Origin of the sequence: Streptomyces sp. NPDC093984 (genome assembly GCF_044764595.1) — a bacterium.
Taxonomy (GTDB): Bacteria; Actinomycetota; Actinomycetes; order Streptomycetales; family Streptomycetaceae; genus Streptomyces; species Streptomyces cynarae.
The window spans coordinates 124742-149108 of the sequence record NZ_JBIWIM010000005.1 but is presented as its reverse complement, the minus strand read 5'-3'; the positions used below and the strand labels follow the sequence as shown (position 1 = coordinate 149108).

The 24367-nt window shown below is 73.1% G+C and carries 22 protein-coding genes and 1 pseudogene; 11 read left to right on the top strand and 12 right to left on the bottom strand.

The window, feature by feature from the left end; translation table 11 throughout:
- Nucleotides 1-319 precede the first annotated feature (319 nt).
- Complete coding sequence (locus ACIRC0_RS20115; RefSeq protein WP_403617918.1) at nt 320-1141, top strand: TIGR02452 family protein; 822 nt, start codon at nt 320-322, stop codon at nt 1139-1141.
- Between the two features lie 19 nt (nt 1142-1160).
- Here ACIRC0_RS20115 and ACIRC0_RS20110 read toward each other — a convergent pair whose 3' ends face one another.
- Nucleotides 1161-1607 carry a type II toxin-antitoxin system PemK/MazF family toxin gene (locus ACIRC0_RS20110; RefSeq protein ID WP_403617490.1) on the bottom strand — a complete coding sequence of 149 codons (447 nt, stop codon included), beginning with the start codon at nt 1605-1607 and terminating at the stop codon, nt 1161-1163.
- An 80-nt stretch (nt 1608-1687) separates the two neighbouring features.
- Nucleotides 1688-1882: an antitoxin gene (locus ACIRC0_RS20105; RefSeq protein WP_403617489.1), complete on the bottom strand. Its 195-nt coding sequence runs from the start codon at nt 1880-1882 to the stop codon at nt 1688-1690.
- A gap of 95 nt (nt 1883-1977) precedes the next feature.
- On the opposite strand from ACIRC0_RS20105, the gene ACIRC0_RS20100 reads away from it, so the two are divergent.
- From ACIRC0_RS20100 to ACIRC0_RS20090, 3 genes and pseudogenes are all read left to right on the top strand, one after another.
- On the top strand, nt 1978-2658 hold the full coding sequence (locus tag ACIRC0_RS20100; RefSeq protein ID WP_403617488.1) for an alpha/beta fold hydrolase: 681 nt from the start codon (nt 1978-1980) through the stop codon (nt 2656-2658).
- A gap of 162 nt (nt 2659-2820) precedes the next feature.
- Nucleotides 2821-3048: pseudogene (locus ACIRC0_RS20095) on the top strand (MFS transporter); the annotation flags it as partial.
- A gap of 79 nt (nt 3049-3127) precedes the next feature.
- Entirely contained in the window at nt 3128-3733 is a 606-nt protein-coding gene (locus ACIRC0_RS20090) for a GPP34 family phosphoprotein (protein WP_403617487.1), read from the top strand.
- A 27-nt stretch (nt 3734-3760) separates the two neighbouring features.
- On the opposite strand, the gene ACIRC0_RS20085 is transcribed toward ACIRC0_RS20090, so the two are convergent.
- The 5 genes from ACIRC0_RS20085 to ACIRC0_RS20065 form a co-directional block, all read right to left on the bottom strand.
- Nucleotides 3761-4456 carry an SDR family oxidoreductase gene (locus ACIRC0_RS20085; protein WP_403617486.1) on the bottom strand — a complete coding sequence of 232 codons (696 nt, stop codon included), beginning with the start codon at nt 4454-4456 and terminating at the stop codon, nt 3761-3763.
- 86 nt (nt 4457-4542) lie between these two features.
- Nucleotides 4543-5145 (bottom strand): muconolactone Delta-isomerase family protein, encoded by a 603-nt coding sequence (locus ACIRC0_RS20080; protein ID WP_403617485.1) that lies wholly within the window; start codon nt 5143-5145, stop codon nt 4543-4545.
- A 268-nt stretch (nt 5146-5413) separates the two neighbouring features.
- Nucleotides 5414-6901, bottom strand: a complete 1488-nt coding sequence (locus ACIRC0_RS20075; protein ID WP_403617484.1) for a flotillin family protein — start codon at nt 6899-6901, stop codon at nt 5414-5416.
- Between the two features lie 134 nt (nt 6902-7035).
- Nucleotides 7036-7254: a hypothetical protein gene (locus tag ACIRC0_RS20070; protein ID WP_403617483.1), complete on the bottom strand. Its 219-nt coding sequence runs from the start codon at nt 7252-7254 to the stop codon at nt 7036-7038.
- Nucleotides 7255-7256: 2 nt separating this feature from the next.
- On the bottom strand, nt 7257-8705 hold the full coding sequence (locus tag ACIRC0_RS20065) for an amidase (protein WP_403617482.1): 1449 nt from the start codon (nt 8703-8705) through the stop codon (nt 7257-7259).
- Nucleotides 8706-8862: 157 nt separating this feature from the next.
- Between ACIRC0_RS20065 and ACIRC0_RS20060 the strand changes: the two genes are divergently transcribed.
- Nucleotides 8863-9897 (top strand): LacI family DNA-binding transcriptional regulator, encoded by a 1035-nt coding sequence (locus ACIRC0_RS20060; RefSeq protein ID WP_403617481.1) that lies wholly within the window; start codon nt 8863-8865, stop codon nt 9895-9897.
- Nucleotides 9898-9963: 66 nt separating this feature from the next.
- Complete coding sequence (locus ACIRC0_RS20055) at nt 9964-11397, top strand: benzaldehyde dehydrogenase (protein WP_403617480.1); 1434 nt, start codon at nt 9964-9966, stop codon at nt 11395-11397.
- A 19-nt stretch (nt 11398-11416) separates the two neighbouring features.
- On the opposite strand, the gene trxA is transcribed toward ACIRC0_RS20055, so the two are convergent.
- Complete coding sequence (trxA, locus tag ACIRC0_RS20050) at nt 11417-11848, bottom strand: thioredoxin (RefSeq protein WP_403617479.1); 432 nt, start codon at nt 11846-11848, stop codon at nt 11417-11419.
- Nucleotides 11849-11921: 73 nt separating this feature from the next.
- Here trxA and ACIRC0_RS20045 point away from each other — a divergent pair, with 73 nt between their 5' ends.
- Nucleotides 11922-13352, top strand: a complete 1431-nt coding sequence (locus tag ACIRC0_RS20045; protein WP_403617478.1) for a dihydrolipoyl dehydrogenase family protein — start codon at nt 11922-11924, stop codon at nt 13350-13352.
- Nucleotides 13353-13363: 11 nt separating this feature from the next.
- Here ACIRC0_RS20045 and ACIRC0_RS20040 read toward each other — a convergent pair whose 3' ends face one another.
- The 3 genes from ACIRC0_RS20040 to ACIRC0_RS20030 form a co-directional block, all read right to left on the bottom strand.
- Nucleotides 13364-14011, bottom strand: a complete 648-nt coding sequence (locus tag ACIRC0_RS20040; protein ID WP_403617477.1) for a peptide deformylase — start codon at nt 14009-14011, stop codon at nt 13364-13366.
- Nucleotides 14012-14216: 205 nt separating this feature from the next.
- Nucleotides 14217-15707 carry an RICIN domain-containing protein gene (locus tag ACIRC0_RS20035; RefSeq protein ID WP_403617476.1) on the bottom strand — a complete coding sequence of 497 codons (1491 nt, stop codon included), beginning with the start codon at nt 15705-15707 and terminating at the stop codon, nt 14217-14219.
- Nucleotides 15708-16009: 302 nt separating this feature from the next.
- Nucleotides 16010-16825 carry a maleylpyruvate isomerase family mycothiol-dependent enzyme gene (locus ACIRC0_RS20030; RefSeq protein WP_403617475.1) on the bottom strand — a complete coding sequence of 272 codons (816 nt, stop codon included), beginning with the start codon at nt 16823-16825 and terminating at the stop codon, nt 16010-16012.
- Between the two features lie 201 nt (nt 16826-17026).
- Between ACIRC0_RS20030 and ACIRC0_RS20025 the strand changes: the two genes are divergently transcribed.
- From ACIRC0_RS20025 to ACIRC0_RS20015, 3 genes are all read left to right on the top strand, one after another.
- Nucleotides 17027-18076, top strand: coding sequence for a DNA topoisomerase IB (locus tag ACIRC0_RS20025; RefSeq protein ID WP_403617474.1), 1050 nt, complete (start codon nt 17027-17029; stop codon nt 18074-18076).
- Nucleotides 18077-18278: 202 nt separating this feature from the next.
- A complete protein-coding gene (locus ACIRC0_RS20020; RefSeq protein ID WP_403617473.1) occupies nt 18279-18653 on the top strand; it encodes a hypothetical protein in 375 nt (124 codons plus the stop codon).
- A 3-nt stretch (nt 18654-18656) separates the two neighbouring features.
- A complete protein-coding gene (locus ACIRC0_RS20015; protein ID WP_403617472.1) occupies nt 18657-19328 on the top strand; it encodes a hypothetical protein in 672 nt (223 codons plus the stop codon).
- 25 nt (nt 19329-19353) lie between these two features.
- On the opposite strand, the gene ACIRC0_RS20010 is transcribed toward ACIRC0_RS20015, so the two are convergent.
- A complete protein-coding gene (locus ACIRC0_RS20010; protein ID WP_403617471.1) occupies nt 19354-19617 on the bottom strand; it encodes a hypothetical protein in 264 nt (87 codons plus the stop codon).
- A gap of 814 nt (nt 19618-20431) precedes the next feature.
- On the opposite strand from ACIRC0_RS20010, the gene ACIRC0_RS20005 reads away from it, so the two are divergent.
- A complete protein-coding gene (locus ACIRC0_RS20005) occupies nt 20432-24316 on the top strand; it encodes a Pls/PosA family non-ribosomal peptide synthetase (RefSeq protein WP_403617470.1) in 3885 nt (1294 codons plus the stop codon).
- The last annotated feature ends 51 nt before the right edge of the window (nt 24317-24367 follow it).

Here is a 24367-nt window from a genome sequence, read left to right as displayed (position 1 = left end):
ACAGTGGGGCTTTCCGGACTGCTTTCCTCTTGTTGTGCGAGTGGCGAGACGTTGTTTCCGGGACCGCGAAACTCTGTTGCGGCGTGAGACCAGCATCGCTCACCATGCGTTCATGAGCACGACGGGGGAGATGTGCGCCATGCCGGGGGAGCGGGCGCGCGGCGGGGGCCCCGGCCCCCCCCGGGGGGGGGCCCGGGCCCCCCCCCCCCCCGGGGCGCCCCCCCCCCCCCCGCCGCCGGGGGGGGCGGGCCCCCGCGCGGGGGGGGGGGGGGGGGGGGGGGGGCGGGGGCGCGGGGGGGGGGGGGGGGGGCCCCCGCGCCTGCGCGGGATCGCGCGGCAGACGGAGGAGATCGTGGCGGCGGGGGCCTACCGCGCGCCCGGCGGACGTACGGTGGCCATCGCTGCGGCGGTCGAGGCCGCCCGCACACGGACGCGGATGTACGGCCCGGACGCGGTGGACATACCGCCGGCCGGCCAGGTCACCGGGGTCTTGGAGGTCACCGGCGAGAGCAGCCTGGAAGCGGCCCGGCGCCTTGTCGGCCGGTCGGGTGATCCGGTGGCCGTCCTGAGCTTCGCCTCCGCCCGGAATCCGGGCGGTGGCTTCCTGAACGGCGCGCAGGCCCAGGAAGAGGCCCTGTGCCGCGCCTCCGCGCTGTACGCGTGCGTCCGCGAGGTCAGGGAGTTCTACGACCACCACCGTGCGCACCGCGACCCGTTCTACACGGACCGTGTCATCCATTCACCGGCGGTGCCCGTCTTCCGCGACGACCACGGGCGCCTGCTGGACGTTCCGTACGCGGTCGGCTTCCTGACCGCAGCCGCGCCGAACGCGGGAGTGGTCCTGCACAGGGCGCCGGAGCGCGCGGCCGAACTGCCGCGCGCCCTCGCGACCCGCGCCGAGCGGGTGCTGGAGACGGCGGCGGCCTGCGGCTACCGGCGCCTGGTGCTGGGCGCCTGGGGCTGCGGGGTGTTCCGGAACGACCCGGCGCAGGTGGCCGGGGCGTTCCAGGGGCTGCTGGCCGGGGGGCGGTTCGCGGGACACTTCGAGGAGGTCGTCTTCGCCGTGCTGGACCGCACGCCGGGGACGACGACGAGGGCGGCGTTCGAGCGTGCCTTCGGCACCCGGGTGGGCGCAGCCTGACCCCTCTGGGGCTCGGGGCTCAGTTCCAGCCGTAGCGTTCCCGGAGCCGGTGCACCACGAGGTTGAACCGCATCCGGTCCAGCGCGCACGCCTCGCGCCGCATGCCGGCCTCGTGCACCCGAAGGACGCGGTCCACGTCCACCCAGGACTCGCGCCCGGACCGGTCCCAGGGCCCGCTCCCGATCGGCACCCACTCACGGTCGCCGTCGTGCCGCTTGCTGGAGAGCTGCACGGCCAGCAGCGTGCCCGCCGCCTCACGGGCGACCACGAGCACCGGGCGGTCCTTGCCGCGCCCGTCGTTCTCCTCGAACGGCACCCACGTCCAGACGATCTCGCCGGGGTCGGGGTCGCCGTCGTGCGCGGGGGAGTACTCGGTCCGCACCCGGCCCACCTGACGCGGGTCGGCCTCCGTGGTGGCGGAGGGGCCGTGGCGGCCGGGGACGTCTTCTTCGGTAAAGGCAGTCACGCGGCTCACGGTAGAGCGTCACGGCGCACGCGCGCCGAGCGGGTCCGCTGTGACGCCGCGTCAACTCGCCCTGGCGCCTGCTACGGCTGGGGCGGGTTGTCCTGCTCGGGCCGGGACCGCATCTGTTCCCTGAGCGCGTCCGGACCCTTGTCGACCTGACCGGGCTGCGCGCCGTGAGGCTGCTCGCCTGCGGGCTGCCCCGCCTTGTCGTGGCCCTCGCCGACGCGTTCGCCATGGCCCTTCAGCATCTGCCTCAGCTTGTCCATCACGGACATGACACCCTCCTTCGCGGGTCTGCCCCCTCCTTCAAGGATCAGGGCCGTTCGCCAGGGGTGCATCCGCTGGGGGATCTGCCGCGTACCCTCCAGGCATGGTTGACCACTGCTCGGTCGACGCCGGAGGCGTCCGGCTGGCCTGCCGGATCTCGGGACCGCCCGATGCCCCGCCACTCGTCCTGTTGCACGCCCTCGGCGAAGACGGCTCCAGCTGGGACGCGGTGGCGCCCCACTTCGCCCGCAGCCGACGCGTGCACGCCCTCGATCTGCGCGGCCACGGCCGAAGCGACTGGCCCGGTGTGTACTCGCTCGAGCTGATGCGAGCCGATGTGCTCGGCTTCCTGGACGCGCTGGGCCTCGGCACGGTGGAGCTGATCGGGCACTCCCTGGGCGGCGTGGTGGCCTACCTGCTCGCCCAGGACCGTCCGGGGCGGGTGAGCCGGCTCGTCCTGGAGGACGTACCGGTGCCGCGCCCCCGACACCCGACCGCCCCGGCCCGGCCGGAGGGCGACCTGACCTTCGACTGGGAGGTGGTGACGGCGGTCAGGCCGCAGCTCGACACGCCGGATCCCCGCTGGCTGGAGCGGCTCGGCCGGATCACCGCCGAGACCCTCGTGCTCGCCGGAGGCCCCGGCAGCCACATCCCCCAGGACGGCATCGCGGAACTGGCGCGCCGGGTCCCGCGCGGGCGGGTGGTGACCATCCCGGTCGGGCACCTCATCCATGAGGCCGCCCCGGACGCCTTCACGGACGCCGTCTCCGCCTTCCTGCTGTGAGCCGTCCCCGGGGTCAGCGCTTGTACGGGTCGCCGTCGGGCAGTCAGGCGTCGGGGACGTGGATGCCGAGGTCGCCGGCCCCCTCGGCCAGGACGTCGGCGACGGCCCGTACCGCCGCGCGCTCCCGTCAGATCCGGGGGCAGCCGGTTGACGTAGCCCACCGGGTACTCCGTGGGCCAGATCCTCGGCCCCCTGGCCGTCGCCCCGCTGCTCCACCACGGCTACCGCCAGGCCCTGCTCCTGGCCGCCGTCGTGGTCCTCGCCGCCGCCCTCGCCGTGGGCGTCCTGCGCATCGGCTTCCCGCACCACCGGGCGGTCGTACGGGGCAGCGCCCCGGGAGACAGGCCCGCCGCGGCGGACGCCGTAGCGGCTTCGACGGACCGCCACTGACGCAGCCGCGCTACTGTCGGGCTGTCGGGACGGCCGCTCAACGACGTACCGCACCGAAGCCACTGACGGGGAGCCGCACATGACCACTGCAAGGGACCTGCTGATCGTCGCCCTGGACGCGGCACCCGGCCGTTCCGCCGAACCGGGCGACCTCTCGCTCGCGCTCGCGGGAGCGGAGTTGCTCGACCTCCGGGACGCCCGGGCCCTCACGCTGGACGGAGACCTCCTCGTACCGGGCGACCCGCCGGTGACCGACGACCGCCTGGTGCGGGAGGCCGCGGCGTCACTCGTCCGGCAGACGCCCTATGAAACGGTCGAGGACTGGCTCTGGCGCCGGGGGCGTGATCTGTCCTCGGCGTATCTGGCCGCCTTCGAGGACGAGGGACTGCTCAAGCGCCAGCACCGCCGCCTGCTGCCGTCCTGGACCGGTGAGGCGGTGCTGGCCGACTCCGCCGCCCGGCAGCGGGCGGCGGGCCGATGGGCCGAGGACGAGCCCGTGCTCGCCGCTCTCGCCACGGCCATCGGGATCCGTGAGACACCCGCCGGAGAGCTGCCGGACGAGACCGACGAGGCGGTGACGACGGTGCTCGCCGCCGTCGACGACGCGGTGACGGAACTGACGGCCGTACGACAGCGACGAGCCATCGAAAAGGCGGCCTTCGACAACATCTGGAGGGGGAACTGACGCGGACGCGGGGCGCCCGCCGAACCGTCACAGGGCCCCGTCGTCGAGCGGCTGGGACAGGGCCGCCTTGACCTGCCTCGTCCGCTCGTCGGCGAGGACCTCGACCCGGTTGTCGGCCAGAGCCCGCATGGTCTGCTCGGCGACGTCCCCGGCGCCGATCTTCGGCGCGTCCGCCCAGGCGGCCAGTTCCGTGTCCACGAAGCCCGCGTGCACTCCGACCACCAGGGTGCCCTGGTCCCGCAGCCCCTCGCGCAGCGCGCTGGTCAGCGACCACTGCGCCGCCTTGGAGGCCGCATAGCCGGGCCAGCCGGGCCGGCCGACCCAGGACGCCACCGACAGCATGTTCACCAGGGCGCCGCCCCCGTTCCGCGCCAGGACGGGCGCGAAGGCACGGGCGACGGCCCAGGTGCCGAAGAAGTTCACCTCCATCGCCTCACGGGCGCCGTCGAGGGAGCCCTCGAAGAGCTTGGTGCCCCAGCCGCCCACACCGGCGTTGTTGATCACAATGCTGACGTCACCCGCCGCGGTGGCGGCCGCGGCGACCTCTTCATGACGGGTGACATCCAGACGCAGCGGCGTGACGTCCGGGTCCGTCACGCTCTCCGGGTCGCGCGCCGCCGCGTAGACCTTGACGGCACCGTGGTCGAGCAACGCGCGGGCGAACGCCCTGCCGATGCCGCGGTTCGCGCCCGTGACCAGGGCCACCGATCCGGCGATGTCCATAGCTCCTCCTCATGCCGTGGGACGGGACTCGTCCGTCAGCCGACGCGCACCACCGCCCCGGGGCCCATCCTTCCCCGGGGAGGGTGTCAACTCGCGGTCAGCGCCGGGTCGTTCGGGTGTTCGCCAAGGGGTGTCGTCTCGACCGTCATCCAGGGTGACTGCGGGAACGCCTCCAGGACGGCCCCCAGCTCGGTCGTGTCCTCGGCCCGCCACAGGCCCAGTGCCCGCCCCTGGCCCGGTAGCCGCCACAGTCGTACGAGACTCCCCTGGGCGGCCAGTTCGCGCGCACGGACCGCCTCCGCTTCCACAGCCGAGTCGATCGTCTGAGCGGGCGTGCCTTCGGCCGCCGAGCGAGTGAAGCGGACCAGGAATTCCCGGGCACCCGCACGTCCGGGCGCCGCCGGGGACGGGTCGTCGGGGTGCGCTGACAGCGGTGTGGCCTCGTCCGTGCGCCACACGCGCAGCGGCATCGAGGCCAGCACTTCCTCCAGCCGGGAGTCGTCCTCGGCCGCGAACAGCCCCAGCGTGCGCCACTCGCCGGGCCGCAGCGGCGGCCGCCACAGGCGGAGCAGGCGCCCCTGTGCGGCCGGCTCACGCGAGTGCGCGGCCTCACGGGCGCGGATGTCCGCGACGGCCTCCTCCGGTGTGCCCTCGGGGACGTGGTTGGTCATCGTGACGAGGTATTCCATTGGCGCGACTCCCGTTGCGGCTCGCTGTGCCCTCCGCATCACCATCACGCGCGGCGCGGTGGCGCGCACCCTTGCCGACCGCGCTCCGGATCCGGGTCCGCACGCAGGCGTCACCCGTCAAGGTGGTGACGTAAGTCTCATCCCGGTCACCAGCGGGGGCCCCGGCCACGGGCCGTCGCGCCGCGCCGCAGAACGCGCTTCGGGCGTACGGGATCCGAGTCCCGTACGCCCGAAGCCTCAGCGCCTCAGCGCCTCATTCCCGAGGGACTCATCCCCCGTCCTTCTCCACCGTGACCTTCTCCGGTCGCGGCGGTACGAACCCGTTCAGCCCGGCCGTCCCCGCCGCGGGCGCCGTGTTCTGGTTCATCGAGGACAGCAACTGGCGGGCGAGCCCCAGGCCGGTGCCGCCCATCGTCAGGGCCTTGGCGAACATGTCGGCCATGCCGTCCGCCCCGTTGAGCAGCACCATGTTGTCGACATTGCCGAACGCCGACGCGCCCGCCTGGACGATCTCAGGCCACTTCTCGGCGAGTTGCTGCGCGACCACGGCCTCCTGGTTGTCCGCGAGGGCCGCGGCGCGCGCCTTGATGGCCTCCGCCTCCGCAAGGCCCTGGGCGCGGGTCGCCTCCGCCTCGGCCAGGCCCTTCGCCTGAGCCGCGGCCGCCTCGGCCTCACCGGTCGCGCGGGTCGCCTCGGCCGCCGCCGCACCGCGCGTCTTGGTCGCCTCGGCCTCCGCAGCCGCGGCCGCCTTGACCCGTGTCGCCTCGGCCGCCGCCGCCAGCTCGGTCTCCTTCGCCTTGGCCTGCGCCGCCGAGATCCGCGCGTCACGCTCGGCCTCGGCCAGCGTGCGCTTCTCGTACGCCTTCGCGTCCGCGGGCTTGCGGACGTCCGCCTGGAGCTGCTGCTCGCGCCGGTGCGCCTCCAGCTCCGCGACCCGCGTCTCCTGCACCACGACCTCCTGGCGGGCCGCGGCATCCGCGAGCGGACCGGCCTGGCGCGCCTTGGCGGCCGCCTTGTCCCGCTCGGCCTGGTACCCGGCCTGCAGGATCTCGCTGTCCCGCGTCGCCTCCGCCATCCGCGCGAACGACTGCTGCTCCGCCTCGGTGGCGAGACGGTTCGACTCCGCCTGCGCGATGCGCGCGTCCCGCTGCACCGCCGCGGCGTGCGGCGCGGCCAGGTTCCGGATGTACCCCGTCGGGTCCTCGATCTCGTGGATCTGCAGCGAGTCCACGATCAGACCGAGCTTCTCCATCTCCGTACCGCAGGCGGCCCGGGTCTGCCCGGTGAGCTTCTCCCGGTCGCGGATCATGTCCTCGACCGTCAACCCGCCGACGATGGACCGCAGATGACCGGCGAACACGTTGTGCACGCGCTCCGACATCAGCTTCTGCTGGTCCAGGAAGCGGCGGGCCGCGTTGGCGATCGACACGAAGTCGTCGCCCACCTTGAAGATGACCACGCCCCGCACCTTCAGCGGAATGCCCTGATGGGTCACGCAGTCCACGTGCAGTTCGGTCTCGTTGAGGTCGAGCGACAGCTTGCGCACCGCCTGCACGCCCGGCAGGACCAGCGTGCCGCGCCCCGTGACGATGCGGAAGCCCATCCCTTCCTCGAGACCCTCCGTCCGATGCTTGGAACCGGAGATGATCAGTGCTTCGTTGGGCTCCGCGACACGCCACATGAGCTTGAAGATCCCAACGATGACAAGCAGCGCGAGGACGACAGCCCCCGCGACGACGCCGATGACCATCGGCATACGCCCCCTTTGCCTGGTGCCGGGTCGGCACCGAACGAAGGCGAGTCTGCGCCTGCCCAAGCCCGGGGTGAAGACACTGACGAAACCTTGTCGCAATCTTGACACCCACGCCTCTCACCTGCGGTGAGAGGGGCTCAACTGGCGTACATGGCCTCGACGTAGACGGTTCGGGGCGGCAGATACTCCACCACCATCACCACCGCGCCCCGCTCGATGCGGCCGGTTCCGTCCGCGGGATACGCGAGGAAGTGCTCGGCCCCGCCGCGCACGCGGACGATCACCTCGCCGACCAGTCCGGGCCCGACGGTACCGGTGACACGTCCCATCAAGCCGACCATCGGCGCATCGTCCATGGTCACAGGGTACGGTCCGCACGCTCCTGCGTCGCCGGCGCGTCCAGGGCGCCCGCGTACCGCGGCCACCGCCCGTCCCAGCGCTGGTCCGCCTCCAACTGGGCCGCCAGCGACACCAGAAGAGGCTCGCTGTTCGCCGGGCCCAGCAACTGCGCGCCCACGGGCAGACCGTCAGCGACGAAACCGGCGGGCACACTGATCCCCGGCCAGCCCAGCACGTTCCACGGCCATGCGTACGGACACGCCGCGATCATCGCCCGGTCCGTGTTCCAGCCGTTCATGTTCGCCAGCGTTCCGATGCGCGGCGGGGGAGCGGCCGTCGTCGGCGCGAGGAGGACGTCGTACGTCGTGAAGAGCGCCCCCACGCGCCGGTGCAGCGTCGCCTCCGCCCGCCGCGCCACGCGCAGCGGAGCCCCGCCGAGCAGCCGGCCCAGGCGTGCGGCGTCACGGGTGCGCCGGTCGAGCAGGTCCGGGTACGGCACGTTGCGCACCCACTCGGCCAGCCCTGCGGTCGCCCGCGGTACGAACGCCAGCCCGATCTGCCCGTACCGCGGCTCCGCCTCCTCGACCACGTGCCCGAGCGCGGCGCACCGCTCCGCGAGCGCGAGCACCCGCTCCCGTACGCGGGGATCGAGCCGCGCCGGCAACGCCGTGAACGGCGGCTTCAGCGAGAGCGCGATCCGCAGCCGGCCCGGGTCGCGTGCCACCGCGGCCGAGACGTCCAGTGCGGGCGGCCGGTGTCGTTCGCCGTCGTGGTTCCCGCTCGCCGCGTCCAGGAGCAGCGCCGCGTCGGCGACCGTACGGGCGAGCGTGCCGTTGACCGTGATGCCGTAGAAGGACTCTGGGCTCGGCCAGGTCGAGATCCGGCCGCGCTGCGGCTTGATGCCGACCAGGTGCGTCCAGGCGGCCGGGATGCGGACCGACCCGGCGCCGTCCGAGCCCAGCGCGGCCGGCACCAGGCCCGCGGCGACCGCCGCCGCGGAGCCGCCGGACGAGCCGCCCGGTGTGTGGCGGAGGTTCCACGGGTTGCGGGTGGCGCCGAAGGCGGGCCCCTCGGTGAACGGCCACTGCCCCAGCTCGCAGGTGTTGGTCTTGCCGACGATCACCGCGCCGGCCGCCCGCAGCCGCCGTACCGCCTCGCCGTCCTCGGCCGCCGGCGGGAACTCGCCCGGGCAGCCGAACGCGGTGGGCTCACCCGCCACGTCCATGTCGTCCTTGACCGCCACCGGCACCCCGAGCAGCGGCCGCCGCACCCCGGCCGCCAGCAGCCTGTCGGCCGCCTCCGCCTCGGCGAGCGCGGCCTCGGCGCGCACCACGCGGAACGCGTTCACCGTGGGTTGCGCCGCCTGGATCCGGGCCAGCGTGCGTTCCACGAGTGCCCGGGAGGTCATCTCGCCGGCGGCGAGCGCGCGGGCGCACTCCGCCGGTCCCGGAATGCGGTCGGACGTCATGGGGACACCTCCGCGGAACCGTCTTCTACCGAACGGTAACCTGTGCGGGCGCCGTGCGACAGTGATTACGCAACTTCCCTTGTGGGAGGGGTGGTTACGGTCACCAGCGCACCCCGGGAACGCGCGGTGTGAGCGTTCTGCGAAGATGCGGTACGTCATGGTGCAGATACCGGAACAGCCCGTCCCTTCGTCGCCCGCACCACCCGCCGTGCCGACGAGTGCCGATGTGGCACGCCTGGCCGGTGTCTCGCGCGCGACCGTCTCCTACGTCCTCAACAACACCAGCGCCGTACGCATCAGCGAACCCACCCGGCGCCGCGTCCACGAGGCCGCCAAGGAACTGGGGTACGTCCCGCACGCGGCCGCCCGCAGCCTGCGCGCCGGACACAGCCGCATGGTGCTCATGCCCTCCCCGAACGTGCCGGCGGGCCCGCTGTACAGCCGGTTCCTGAGCGAACTGCAGTGGGCGCTCAGCCGGCTCGACTACACGGTCGTGCAGTACGGCGGCATCGGCCTCGACCGGGACGAGGCGGCCCGCGCCTGGGCGGAACTGCGGCCGGTCGCGGTCATCGTGCCCGGCGGCGGCCTCGGCGCCGAGGGCGTGCACGTCCTCAAGCGCTCCGGCGCCCGCGCCGTCGTCACCCTCGGCTCCGAACGCGTCCAGGGCGCGCACGCGCTGCTCCTGGACCAGCACGGGGTGGGGCACAGCGCCGGGGTCCATCTGCTGGCCCGCGGCCGCCGCCGCGTCGGTGTGGTCATGCCCGAGGAGCCCGGTCTGGAGTTCTTCTCCAGGCCCCGGCTGGAAGGCGTGCGGCGCGCCCTGGAGGGCACCGACGCGACCGTCACCGAGCTGCAGCTCGCCTACGAGGAGGACGCCGCAGCCCGGCTGGCCGGGCGCTGGCGCTCCCTGGGCCTGGACTCCGTCTTCGCGTACAACGACGAGTACGCCATGCTCCTGATGCGCGCACTGCAGGACGAGGGCGTGGACGTCCCGGAGGAGACGGCCGTGGTCGGCGCCGACGACCTGATGCTCGGCCGGCTGCTGCGGCCGCGGCTGAGCACGGTCCACATCGAACTGCCGTCCGGACGCGACCTCGCCGAGCTGGTCGACCGCGCGGTGCGCGATCCTGGAGGTGTGCCGGAGGTGCACGAGGTGTTCGGGGCACGGATCGTGCACCGCGAATCGAGCTGAGCACGCGGGACGGGGGCCTTTACGCGCACCGTACGCCCCCGCCCGGTGCCGGATCGGAGAGCCCTCATGCTGCTCGACACGCAGACCTGGCAGCCGCAGCCGCTGACGGGCGCCGAGTACACCGTCACCGAGCCCGCCACCGGCGAGTCGCTCGGCACCGTCACGCTCGCCTCCGAACAGGACGTCGAGACCGCCGCCCGGGCCGCCGTCACCGCCCAGGGCGCCTGGGCGAGGACCCCCTACAGTGTGCACGCCGCCGTGCTCCGCAGGGCCGGCGACCTGCTCGCCGAGCACACCGCCGAGCTGCGCGACTGGCTCGTCCGCGAGTCCGGTTCCGTCCCGGACAAGGCCGGCTTCGAGCTGCACGTCGCCGCACAGGAGTGCTACGAGGCGGCGGCTCTCGCGTCCCACCCGATGGGGCAGGTCCTGCCCTCGGAGGCGCCCCGGCTGTCGTACACGCGCCGTGTCCCCGTCGGCGTGGTGGGCGTGATCGCCCCGTTCAACGCCCCGCTGATCCTCGCGGTCCGCTCCGTCGCACCGGCCCTCGCCCTCGGCAACGCCGTCGTGCTCAAACCCGACCCGCGCACCGCCGTCTGCGGCGGCCTCGCCGTGGCCGCCGTGTTCGCCGAGGCGGGACTGCCCGAGGGCCTGCTGCACGTCCTGCCCGGCGAACCCGACGTGGGCCAGGAACTGGTCGCCGACCCGCGCGTCCCGGTCATCTCCTTCACCGGGTCGACCGCCGCCGGCCGCGCGATCGCCGAGGCCGGCGGGCACCACCTGAAACGCATCCACCTGGAGCTCGGCGGCAACTCCGCGCTGATCGTCCTCGAGGACGCCGACCTCGACGCAGTCGTCTCCACCGCGGCCTGGGGGTCCTTCTTCCACCAGGGCCAGATCTGCATGACGACCGGCCGTCACCTCGTCCACGCGTCCCTGTACGAGGAGTACGTCGAGCGGCTCGCCGCCAAGGCCGACACGCTCACCGTCGGCGACCCGTACCGCGAGAAGGTGCACCTCGGCCCCGTCATCGACGCGAGCCAACTCGCCCGGATCCACGGGCTGGTGGCGGCCAGCATCGCCCGAGGCGCGAAACTCGTGGCGGGCGGCACGCACCGCGGCCTGTTCTACCGGCCGACGGTGCTGGCCGGAGCCGACGACACGACACCGGCGTACACGGAGGAGGTCTTCGGGCCGGTCGCACCCGTACGCCCCTTCAGATCAGCGGAAGAGGCCGTCGGCCTCGCCTCCGCGGGGCCGTACGGCCTCTCCCTGGGCATCGTCACGCGGGACGCCGCGCGCGGCCTCGACCTGGCCGAGCGGATCCCGACGGGCATGGCCCACATCAACGACCAGACGGTGGGCGACGAGGCTGTCGCGCCCTTCGGCGGCCTCGCCGCCTCCGGCACCGGCGCGCGCTTCGGCGGCGAGGCCAATCTGGACGCCTTCACCCACCTGCGCTGGACCACGGTGCGCGGGGACGTGGCGACGTACCCCTTCTGAACCGCTCTGCCGGCAGCCGTCACTCGCCGTTCTGCTCGACCGTGGCCTGCTGCTCGGCCACCGCCTTGCGGACCTCGTCCATGTCCAGCCTGCGGGCCTGTCCGATCACGTCGTCCAGAGCGGCCTGCGGCAGCGCGCCCGGCTGCGCGAACACGGCGACCCGGTCCCGGACGATCATCAGCGTCGGGATCGACTGGATGCCGAACGCCGCCGCGAGCTCGGGCTGCGCCTCGGTGTCCACCTTGGCGAACACCAGGTCAGGGTTCTCCTCGGCGGCCTTCTCGTACACCGGCGCGAACTGACGGCACGGCCCGCACCAGGACGCCCAGAAGTCGATCAGCACGAAGTCGTTGTCCTGGACCGTCTGGTCGAAATTCTCCTTGGTGAGCTCCACGGTGTTGCTCATGGCGTATCCCTCTTCCTGATGTCGGGGCCGAGCCGCTGTCGTCAACCGTCACACTTGGTCACGTATTCCGCGCCCTACCCGTGTGGCCACCGGGCACACCACCCACCAGACTGTCCCCATGACGGAAACGGAATCCATCGCGTACGACGTCGTGGTGCTCGGAGCCGGGCCCGTGGGGGAGAACGTCGCCGACCGCACTCGTGCGGCCGGCCTGTCCACCGCGGTCGTGGAGAGCGAGCTGGTCGGCGGCGAGTGCTCCTACTGGGCGTGCGTCCCCAGCAAGGCACTGCTCCGCCCGGTGATCGCCCGCGCCGACGCCCGCCGCGTCCCCGGCCTCGCCCGGCTCGCGCAGGGCCCCCTCGACGCCGCCGCGGTCCTCGCCCACCGCAACTACGAGGTCGGGGACTGGAAGGACGACGGGCAGGTCTCCTGGCTGGACGGCATCGGAGCCGACCTCTACCGGGGCCACGGACGGCTGGACGGGCCGCGCAGGGTCACGGTGACCGGCCCGGACGGCGAGCGGCACGTGCTGACCGCACGGCACGCGGTGGCCGTGTGCACCGGCAGCGACGCCCAGCTGCCCGACCTGCCCGGGATCGCCGAGGTGAACCCGTGGACCAGCCGTGAGGCGACCAGCGCCCAGTCCGTCCCCGGCCGGCTGATCGTCGTGGGCGGCGGTGTGGTGGCCTCCGAGATGGCCACCGCCTGGCAGGCCCTCGGCTCCCAGGTCACCGTCCTGTGCCGCGGCAAGGGCCTGCTGCCGCGCATGGAGCCGTTCGCCGGGGAACTGGTCGCGGAGGCGCTCACCGACGCGGGCGCGGACGTGCGCTTCGGCACCTCGGTGGAATCGGTACGGCGCGAGGGCGACACCGTCGTGGTCGTCACGGACGCCGGCGACCGCCTCGAGGCCGACGAGATCCTCTTCGCCACCGGCCGGACCCCGCGCACCGGCGACATCGGCCTCGACACGGTCGGCCTGGAGCCCGGCTCCTGGCTGCCGGTCGACGACACCCTGCGGGTGGCGGGCAGCGAGTGGCTGTACGCGGTCGGCGACGTCAACCACCGCGCCCTCCTCACCCACCAGGGCAAGTACCAGGCCCGCATCGCGGGTGCGGCGATCGCGGCCCGCGCGGCGCACGTCCCGCTGCTGGAGACGGACCGCTGGGGCGCCCACTCCGCGACCGCCGACCACGCGGCCGTCCCGCAGGTGGTCTTCACCGACCCGGAAGCGGCGGCCGTTGGCCTGTCGCTGGCCGAGGCGGAGCAGGCGGGCCGCCGGGTGCGCGCCGTGGACGTGGAGTTCTCCTCGGTGGCGGGCGCGAACCTGTTCGCCGACGGCTACCACGGCCGCGCCCGCATGGTCGTCGACCTGGACAGCGAGACCCTGCTGGGCGTCACGTTCGTCGGCCCCGGCGTCGGCGAACTCATCCACTCCGCGAGCATCGCCGTCGCCGGCGAAGTGCCCATCGACCGTCTGTGGCACGCGGTGCCGTCGTTCCCGACGATCAGCGAGGTGTGGCTGCGGCTGCTGGAGGCGTACCGGGGCTGACACCGGTAGCCTCAGCCGGGCAGCGTGAACCCCAGTTCTCGCGCTGCCCGTTCCGGCGTCGGCTGGGCCCAACGCGCCGCCACCGCCTCGTTGGTCGACAGCGAGCGCAGCTCGGCGCGGTCCAGGTAGAGCGTGCCGTCCAGGTGGTCCGTCTCGTGCTGGACGATGCGCGCCGGCCAGCCCGTGCACTCCTCGTCCACGGCGGCCCCGTGCTCGTCCAGCGCCCGCAGCCGCACCCGGGCGTGCCGGGCCACCACGGCCTGCCATCCGGGCACGCTCAGACAGCCCTCGAAGAACGCGGCGCGCTCGGTGCCGACCGCCTCATACGACGGGTTGACCAGCACCCGGAACGGCTGCGGCACCCGCCCGCGCGCCACCCGGACCTCCTGCGGGACCGGCGCCGGGTCCTCGATGACCGCGATCCGCAACGCCACCCCGACCTGCGGCGCGGCGAGACCCACGCCCGGCGCCGCGTGCATCGTCACGCGCAGGGCCTCGACGAAGCGGGCCAGCAGCGCGGGCCCCAACTGCCCGTCGAACGGCTCGGCGCCGGAGCGCAGCACCGGATGACCGGCGGCGACGATCGGCAACGGGCCACCGGCGGCGAGCAGTTCCTCGACCTGCTCGGCCAGCGGCTTGTGGTCACGCGGAGATCCCATCGCGCCAGCATGCCACGGCCCTGTCGGCACCCCCGCGTGACGCACGCCACGTGCGCCTGCCGGAACGCGGCCCTTTCCTGCCCCGACCTCTGGACCGCCACCGCTGAGAAGCGAGCCCCCGGAGAGGCCCGCCGATGCCCACCGCTTCCTCTCGGCGACGGGCCTGACCTGGTCCAGGCCGCCCGGTCGTTCTCGGCGTAGTGGATCAGGAGAGACTCCACTGCTGGCTCGTCGCACCGGTGCCCGTCTCCTGGTCCACCGCCGTCCCCTTGGTGGTGACACCGCCCGCGACGCCGATGTTCAGGTCGCTGCCCACACCGGCCAGCATGTACGTGCTGCCGGTGTAGCTGCCCACCAGGTCGAGGAACCACTGCTGGTTCGTGCCGCCGTTGCAGGTCCACTGCTGCAGTTGCACGCCGGTGTCGGTCGACTGGTTCGGCACGTCCAGGCACAGGCCGCTGTTCACGCTCTTCAGCGTGTAGACGTTGTCCCCGACCCGGGTGAAGGTCCACTGCTGGTTGGTGCCGCCGGTGGACGTCCACTGGATGACCTTGGCACCGTTCGATGTGGAGGCGCCCGAAACGTCCAGCAGCAGAGCGCTGTTGACGTCGGTGAGTGTGTGGACCCCTGTCGTGGGAATGCCGCTGTCGGCGGTCCAGGTGCCGGCGCCGGCGTCGAGGGACCACGTGGGGTACTGACCGAGGTTCACCGTGCGTCCCCTGATGGTCAGCGGCAGCCAGATCAGCTGCGACGAGCCGAGGTCGGAGGTGTTCCAGCGGTCGCCGGCGTAGATGTAGGTCGTCCCGGAGGTGCCCTGGACCGTGATGACGTTCGCCGTCTGGCTGCCGTAGGTATGGGTGCCGGGAGCGGCGAAGTTCCGGAACGCCGACCAGGGGCCGCCCAGTGACGTGGCGGTGGCGTAGATGTTGTCGTTCAGGCTCCACCCGGTGAGGTGCGAGCCGAACACGTAGTAGACGCCGTTGACCTTCACCATGGCGGGCGCCTCGACGCTGTTGCTGCCACTGCCGCCCAGCACCGCCACCGCGCTGTCCACGGAGAGGTAGTCGGCGGACAGCTTGTCGATGCGCAGGCCGTTGTTGCGGTCCTCGCTCAGCAGATACGCGGTGCCGTCGGTGTCCTGGAACAGGCCGATGTCACGGCTGAGGTTGCCCAGCGGACGGAAGCTTCCCCGGTAGGTGTACGGACCGCACGGGGTACTGCTGGTCGCCACACCGACCTTGGCCTCGGAGTAGTTGGTGCTGTCGATGTGCATGTACATCACGTACGTGCTCGTCGAGGCGTTGTAGATGACCTTGGGGCGCTCCACGACGCGGCTCGGCCCCAGGTCGCCGCTGCTCTGTCTGGCCAGGGCGATGCCCTGGTAGGTCCAGGTGCCCAGGTCGGTCGAGGTGTAGCAGGGTATGTCCTGGAACGACGTGTCCGACGAGGTCTCGCCGGTCTTGTCCTCGCCGAATCCGTACCAGGTGCCGCCCACCTTGATGATGCCGAGGCCGTGCAGCTGAAGCGCGTTCCCGTTCTGGTCGGTGCGTGCGGCGCCGGTGGTGAACGACACGGTGGCCGCGTGCGCCTCGGTCGCCGGAAGCAGCAGTGCCGCCACGGCTCCGAGAAACGTCAGAAAGGCGGCGGCTCTGCGGCGCCGGCGTTCGGCGGGTCTACGGGGTGTTCCCTCGGACATGCTTCGTCCCTCTCTTCAGGTGCCCGGCGGGGACCCATGAGAGTCGGACCTGTTCAGCTGCGTCAATATACGCGTTCGATTTTGTTGATTCTTGACCGAGTGAGTAGTGCTCGACTGCGTCTCGACGAGGTGGATGTGTCCCCGCTGTCCGAGATTTCGGGCTATCACCGTGCTCGTCTGAAGGGTTGACCTGGCAGGCGGCCACGCACTGGAAACGTTGCGGCAGTCGGACTCTGTCGCCTCCTGATTGGATTTGTTCGCTCCCTCCTTGCAGGGTGGTCAGCCCGGACCGCCGGCGCGGCTCAGAAAGCCGTGTGCGCGAACCAGCGGTCGAGTACCGCGACCTCTCCCGAGACGTCGAAGGCGGAGTCCTGGTACGACCGCCGCCCGTAGAGCAGGAGCAGGAGGTCCCCCGCCTGCCCCCGGACCTCCGCCGTCAACGCCCCCGTCGGCGCCGCATCGCCCGCTGCCGGTGCCAGCAGGCGGAAACCGTCCGGATCCAGTCGTACCCGCCACTCCTCGCCGGTACCGCCGGCCAAGTCCGCGCACCGGAAGGCGATGACCTCGCCGTTGCCGTGCAGCTTGGTCACCCCCGGCGCGAAGAGACCCGCGTAGGGCAGGTTGACGAGGAACTCGTCCACCCCGTCCGCCGCCAGTGCGGGGTCGATCTCCGACTCCCCGCCGACGGCCCGCTCCGCGTCCACCCGGTGCACCAGCGTTTCGCACAGCATCCGGCGGGCCCAGAACCGCGCATGCTGGTCCTCACCCCAGGCCCACATCCCCGCCTGAGGGTCCGTGGCCCGCAGCACCTCGGCCACCGCGGGTACGCCCGCCGCCACCCAGTCGGCATACTCCTGCGCACGTTCCGGCAGCCCCAGTTCCACGTCGCGGCTGCGCGGGGGCTCCTGCACCAGCCGGGTCAGCAGTGTGCTGAACCAGCGCTGCAACGACCCGACGTGCCGGGTGAGTTCGGCCAGGGTCCAGTCGGGGCAGGAGGGCACGGCGGTCCCGGGGTCCGCACCTTTGACCACCTCGGCGAAGCGCAGCGTCTCCCGCTCGATCGCCTGCCGGTAGATGCCGTACGGCAGAGGGTGCCCTGCCCGGCTCGTCGTCCCCATGTGCTGCCGCCCTTTCCCGTCCGCGGTCGGATTCCGCCGTGATCAGTCTGACGGTTGAAGTCCACTCGAAGGCAAATCCGCGCGGTGCCGGGGCGAGCGACTGACGGGTCCGGATGAGGGTACCGGTCACGCCGTCAGAAGTCGGCGGCCGGACGTCAGGAGGCCATCGCCCGCCGATTGAGCCGTGTGGAGGGTGATGAGGTGCGTCTGCGTCCCAGTCGTCCCTGCGATCCGGGCTACACGCGCAGGCGCCGCGGTCGGGGGTTCCAGTATCTCGACGCCTCCGGGAACGTTCTGACGGATGCGTCGGAAATCGAGCGGATCAAGGGGCTGGTCATTCCTCCGGCCTGGAAGGACGTATGGATCTGCCGTCACCCCCACGGCCACCTCCAGGCCGTCGGCACCGATGCGGCAGGACGCCGCCAGTACCTCTACCACCCCCGGTTCCGGGCGCAGCAGGAGGAGAACAAACACGAGCACGTCCTGGAGGTCGCCGACGCGCTGCCGCGCCTGCGGGAAGCCGTGGAAGCCCACCTCGGCCTCCGCGGACTGACCCGGGACCGCGTCCTCGCCACCGGCGCGCGCCTGCTCGACCTCGGCTTCTTCCGCATAGGAAGCGAGCGCTACGCGGACATGAACAACTCCTACGGCCTGACCACGCTGCTGCGCCGGCACGCCAGGGCCTCGCGGGGACACATCGTCTTCGACTACCCGGCCAAACACGGCAAGGAGCTGGTACAGGCGGTGGGGGACGACGCCATACTCCGTGCGCTCACCTCCCTGTTGCGGCGGCGAGGGGGAGGCGACCGGCTGTTGGCCTACTGGCAGCCGCCCAGCTGGCGCGAGGTCTCGGGCGACGACCTCAACGCCTACCTGAGGGAGGTCAGCGGCGTGGCCGTCACCGCGAAGGACTTCCGCACCTGGCACGCCACCGTCCTGGCCTCCGTCGCCCTGGGCGTCTCACAGCCCGCGGCCCGCAGCGAGACCGGGCGGCGCCGGGCCATCGCCCGTGCCGTCAGGGAGGTCGCCGACTACCTGGGCAACACGCCGGCGGTCTGCCGCGCCTCCTACATCAACCCCCGCGTGATCGAACTCTTCGAGGAAGGCGTCACCGTCGCCCCGTGCCTGGACCGGCTGGGGGACGGGGCCGCCTTCGGTGTCCCGGCGACGCAAGGCGCGATCGAGAAGGCCGTCAGTCGCATGATCAGAACGGGACGCCCTCCCGCCGGCAGTGGGGCGGGCCTGATCTAGAGCGATACGCCCCGGTGGCCCGGTCACGCCCCGGCGGCCTGCTCACGTCCCGGGCCCGGTCACGCCCCGGCCCGGTTCGCTTCTCGCCGTCCGGTCATGTGTTTTGCCAGGTGGCGCCCGGGTACTGCGGCCCGTGGGTGCCGAAGGGCGGGGAGCAGTGCGTCCGTCTGCTCCGGCGCACCACCGAACGGGAGGAGTCCCGATGAACCCGCTGTACGTGGCCCGGGCCCAGGGCTTGTTCAATCTCGTCGGCGGCGGCTGGCCCCTGCTTCACCTGCGCAGCTTCGAGTGGGTCTTCGGCCGCAAGACCGAGCACTGGCTGCAACGGACGACGGCGGGTCTCCTCGCCACCAGCGGCTGGGCGCTGCTGCGCACCCCTGCCGTGCCCGGCGGCCCGGCCCAGGCACGCCGTACGGGCGTGGGCACGGCGGTGACGCTGCTGGCCGTCGACCTGGTCTACGTGCCCCGGGGCCGGATCCGCCCGACCTATCTGCTGGACGCGGCGATGCAGGCCGGGTGGCTGACGGCCTGGTGGCGGTGCGGCCGCCTGAGCGGTCACCGCGGTAAGGAACGGTGACGCGTGCCGGGCAGGACTGCACCACGCATCGGCCGGGGGCATGCCGGGCGCGTACGGCTGCGGTTCGACGGGTGGATCGCGGGGATCGGCACGTCGTCGGGGACGCGGGTGGTGGTCGGCCACTGGGCGCGGTCGCCGTTCGGCCCGTTCACCGACGTGATGCTCGAGCGGAAGGACGGACACCGCGTCCTTCTGGCCCCGTCCGCGCGGACGGCGCGTTTCGTCGCCGGCACCTACGTCTTCGACGAGGTTCGGGTCGTACCGGTCGCAGTGGAGGCCGGCCGCGGGGAATGCGCGGTCGTGGCCCCACCGCTCGACCTCCGTTTCGTCACCGGCCGCAGAGGGCCCATGGGCCTGCTGCTCACAGCCGTCCCCGGACCGCTCGCCGCCCGTCCTGCCTGGGCCGTACTGGTGGCCCCGGCCGCCAGGGCGTTGCTGGGGGTGCGGACCCACGGCAGCGCGGGCGCCGGCCGGTACGAGTGGTACGGGGCGAAGGACCTGCGTCCTGTCACCGAGGCTTGGGGCGTCTACGAAGGGGAGGACCTCGGTTCCCTGGCACCGGTCGAACCCGCCGTGCGGTTCGGGTTCGGCTCGACGCCCCGCAGGCCGTGCCTGATGAGGGTCACCACCACGGTGGCCGTGGAGCAGAGCCGGCGGGCGGTTCCCGTACGGTGATCCGGCCGGGAGCCGCCCCACCGGGTCAGGTGTCGGTGGCGTCGCCGCCCGTCCCGCGCTCGTCGGTCCCGGCGTCCGGCTCCCGCCGGGCCCGTTCGTCCTTCTCGACACCTTCGAGGGGCTTGCCCGCGGTGGTGCCGCGCTCGGTCCGGTAGCCCTCCTCGGCGCTCGCCGTACCGGGCACCGTCCGCTCCTGCGCCTGGCTCTCCGCGCCCGAGTGGGCGCCCGGCTCGCCGGCGTCACGGCCCCGCGCGTACCCGCTACCGCGGCGGTCCTTGCGATCACTCATGTCCGTGCCTCCGGTCGGTCTCGGAACCCCCTCGAGTTCCCTCGGGGCACAGGCGGAAACGGCGTCGCGGCCCCTGCCGGGCCCGGACGTCCGCACCGCCTTGGGCAACCGTTCACGGCTGCTCAGCCCCGCCGTCGCGTCGAAGGGCTGGGATCTGGGCCTCACATCCCGGACGTATCGAAGGAGGTCCCATGCCCGGCATACGACGCACCTCCGCCCGAGTCCGCACTCTGCACGCCACGCCGGCCGTGGTGGCCGCCGTCGCACCGTTCGGCGTCGGCTCCGCGGCACGGGCCGACGCTCCCGCTCGAGCCGCCGGGGAATGGACGACACAGGCGGTCGCCCCGGCGTGGAGGTCCGCACCGGAACCCTGCGGAACGCCGCTGCGGCGCCGTCGTGGACCGTGGCCGCCCCTCGGACGCCACCGGTGAGCGGGCGGTCGGGTACACGGTCCAGGTGCTGCCGGCCGGGCACCACTGACACCCGGCGGGCGACACGGCGCCCCGTCAGATCCCTTCGGACGTACGGGTGAGTGAGGACCGCGAGCACCGCGCGGTCGCGGTGCTCGCGGTCCCCAGCCCGGTCACGACAGATGTGGGGGATATCTCGTCACGATGACACATCACCACGTCAGCGCACCGGAATGACTGATTCCGAGCGGCTTCGGCCGGCCCGCCGCACAGCGGAACGTCCTGGTCTCAGCGGTGACGTACTAAAGTTGACCGCTTGTTTGGAGCTGGACCGGAAGATCCCCGGGCATCCCTGAGGGCCCACCAGCGCCCGGAACGCTCCGGGAACGACACGTGAGGACCCGATGGCAGCCCTCCGGCAAGGCCCCGCAGTCGCCCCGACCGACGACGAGATGCACGCCCGGTTCGGCGACCGCGCCCGCTTCTCCGCCGCCCCCGCCGCCGCGCCGCGGACGCTCATGGACATCCTCGACGCCTCCGTACGCGCGTACCCCGGCGAACCGGCCCTCGACGACGGCCGCCGTTGCCTGACCTACCGCTCCCTCGCCGTCGAGGTCGACAACCTCCGGCGTCGTCTCGCGGACGCGGGGGTCGGCCTGGGCGACCGGGTCGGCGTGCGTGTCCCGTCCGGCACCAACGACCTGTACGTGGCGATCCTCGCCGTGCTCGCCGCCGGTGCCGCCTACGTTCCCGTGGACGCGGAGGACCCGGACGAGCGGGCCGAGTTGGTGTTCGGCGAGGCGCAGGTGCGCGCGGTCGTGGGCGCCGGGCACCAGATCACCGTCAACGGCACGTCCGACGTCCCCGCCGCCCGCCCCGGCGTCGAGCAGGACGCGTGGATCATCTTCACCTCTGGCTCGACCGGGAAACCCAAGGGCGTCGCCGTCAGTCACCGCAGTGCCGCCGCGTTCGTGGACGCCGAGGCCGAACTCTTCCTGACGAAGGAACCGATCGGGCCCGGCGACCGGGTCATGGCGGGCCTGTCCGTGGCCTTCGACGCCTCCTGCGAGGAGATGTGGCTGGCCTGGCGCTACGGGGCCTGCCTGGTGCCCGTACCGCGCGCGCAGGTGCGCAGCGGCGCGGACCTCGGCCCCTGGCTGGTCGAGCAGGAGATCACCGTCGTCTCCACGGTGCCGACGCTGGCCGCGCTCTGGGAGCCGGAGGCCCTGAACGACGTCCGCCTGCTGATCTTCGGCGGCGAGGCCTGCCCGCCCGAACTGGCACAGCGGCTGGTCACCGAGGGGCGCGAGGTCTGGAACACCTACGGGCCGACCGAGGCGACCGTGGTGGCCTGTGCCTCGCTGCTCACCGGCGAGGAGCCGATCCGGATCGGACTGCCCCTGAACGGCTGGGAACTGGCCGTCGTGGACGACGCCGGACAGCCGGTGGCGATGGGGGAGAGCGGCCAGTTGGTGATCGGCGGTGTCGGCCTCGCCCGGTACCTCGACGCGGAGAAGGACGCCGAGAAGTACGCGCCTGTCGTCTCCCTCGGCTGGGAACGCGCCTACCGCAGCGGCGACCTGGTCCGGGCCGAGCCGGAGGGCCTGATCTTCCTCGGGCGCGCCGACGAGCAGATCAAGCTCGGCGGGCGGCGGATCGAACTCGGCGAGGTGGACGCGGCGTTGCAGGCCCTGCCCGGGGTGGCCGGCGCCGCCGCGGCCGTACGGACGGCGCGCAGCGGCAACCAGCTCCTCGTCGGCTACGTCGTCACCCAGGAGGGGTGGGACCACACGGCGGCCGTCGAGAGGCTGCGGGCCGAACTGCCCGCCGCGCTCGTCCCGTTGCTCGCACCGGTCGACGACCTGCCGACCCGCACCTCCGGCAAGGTCGACCGGGGCGCGCTGCCCTGGCCGCTGGAGGACCTGGAAGGCCCCGCCAACCAGCTGTACGGCACGGAGGCCTGGCTCGCCGAGCAGTGGACCGAGGTCCTCGGCATCCCGGTGACCGACGCATCCGACGACTTCTTCGCGATCGGCGGGGGCAGCCTGGCCGCCGCCCAGCTCACCACCCGGCTGCGCACCCGCTACCCCAGCGCGGCCGTCCTCGACATCTACCAGCAGCCCAGGCTGCGCGAACTGGCCCGCCACCTGGAGGAGTCGGTACAGGACGACGCGGCGCGGCGCGTGATCGCTCTTGTGCCGGCGCGGGCCGGGGCACTTCAACTCCTCCTGCTGATCCCCCTGTTCACCGTGCTGGGGCTGCGCTGGACCGTGGCGCTGGCCGCCCTCGGCAACGTCCTGCACTGGTTCGGCCCGTATCCGTGGGCGCCGACGACCTCGTGGTGGGCCGTGGCGGCCGGGGCGCTGCTGTTCTTCAGCCCGCCGGGGCGGCTCGCGATCGCCGCGGGCGGGGCCCGGCTGCTGCTGCGGGGTGTCGAGCCCGGCCGGTACCCCCGCGGCGGCGGAGTGCACCTGCGGCTGTGGGCCGCCGAACGGCTCGCCGAGTTCAGCGGGGCCACCTCGCTGACGGGCTCGTGGCTGGAGCGGTACGCCCGGGCCCTGGGAGCCAAGGTCGGCGCGGATGTGGACCTGCACTCGCTGCCGCCGGTGACCGGCATGCTCAAGCTGGGCCGGGGCGCGGCCGTCGAGTCCGAGGTGGATCTGGCGGGCCACTGGCTGGACGGCGACGTGCTGGAGATCGGCCCGGTCAAGGTGGGAGCGCACGCCGTGGTCGGCACGCGCAGCATGCTCTTTCCGGGTGCGCGCGTCGGCAAGCGCGCCGAGGTCGCGCCCGGGTCGGCCGTCGCCGGGCAGATCCCGACCGGCCAGCGCTGGGCGGGCGCGCCCGCCGTGAAGCTCGGACGGGCCAAGCACAACTGGCCCAAGGAGCGGCCGCACCGCGGTACGGGGTGGCGGGCGGTGTACGGCGTCACCGGCTTCGCGTTGACGGCCCTGCCGGTGCCGGCGGGGCTGGCCGCGCTCCTGGTGGCGCATGTCTTCGTCGACCCGGCCGCCGGTCTCGGCGCGGCCCTGCGGGGCGCCGCCGTGGCACTGGTGCCGGCGACGCTCGCCTTCGGTCTGACGTACGCGCTGTCGCTCCTGGCCGCCGTACGGCTGACGAGTCTCGGGCTGCGCGAGGGCACACATCCCACCCACAGCCGGGCCGGCTGGCAGGCCTGGACGGTCACCCAGCTCATGGACCGCTCGCGCGAGATGCTCTTCCCGCTGTACGCCGGGCTGGTCACTCCGGTGTGGCTGCGGCTGCTCGGGATGCGGATCGGGCGGGGCGCCGAGGTGTCGACCGTCCTGGCGCTGCCGAGCCTGACCACGGTCGGTGACGGGGCGTTCCTCGCCGACGACACGCTGACCGCGCCGTACGAGCTGGGCGGCGGCTGGGTGAGGATCGGGCGCGCGGAGATCGGGCGGCGGGCGTTCCTCGGGAACTCCGGGATGACCGCGCCGGGCCGCAGCGTGCCGGACGGCGGGCTGGTCGGCGTGCTGTCGGCGACGCCGAAGAAGGCCAAGAAGGGCAGCTCCTACCTGGGCCTGCCGCCGGTGAAGCTGCCGCGCGCGGTGTCCGACGGCCACCGGAGCCGCACCTACGAACCGCCGGCCCGGCTGCTGTGGGCGCGCGGGCTGGTGGAGCTGTGCCGGATCGTGCCCGTGTTCTGCTCGGCGGGTCTCGCCGTGCTGACGGCCGCGGCGCTCAGCGCGCTGGACGGCTGGGCCTGGCTGCTGGGCGGGGCGGTGCTGCTGTGCGCCGGGCTGGTGGCCGGTGCCGTGTCCGTCGTGGCGAAGTGGCTGCTCGTGGGCCGCCACCGGGCCGGGGAGCACCCGCTGTGGAGCTCCTTCGTCTGGCGCAACGAACTGGCGGACACCTTCGTCGAGGTCGTGACCGTGCCATGGCTCGCCGGATCGGTGCCGGGCACGCCGTTGATGACGCTGTGGCTGCGCGGGCTCGGCGCCCGGATCGGCCGGGGCGTGTGGGTGGAGAGCTACTGGCTGCCCGAGACGGACCTGGTCACGCTGGGGGACGGGGCCACGGTCAACCGAGGCTGCGTCCTGCAGACCCACCTCTTCCACGACCGGATCTTGCGGACGGATACTGTGGTCCTCCGTGAGGGCGCCACGCTGGGTCCTGGCGGAATCGTCCTGCCCGGCAGCACGGTCGGGGCCCGTACCACGCTGGGTCCCGCCTCCCTGGTGATGGCGGCGGAGTCCGTGCCCGACGACACCCGCTGGCTGGGCAACCCGATCGAGGCATGGCGCCCCCGGAAGCGAGCGACGTGACCCGTATCGGGCCGGGGGACGGGGCACCGGCACGACGTACGAGCACAGCGC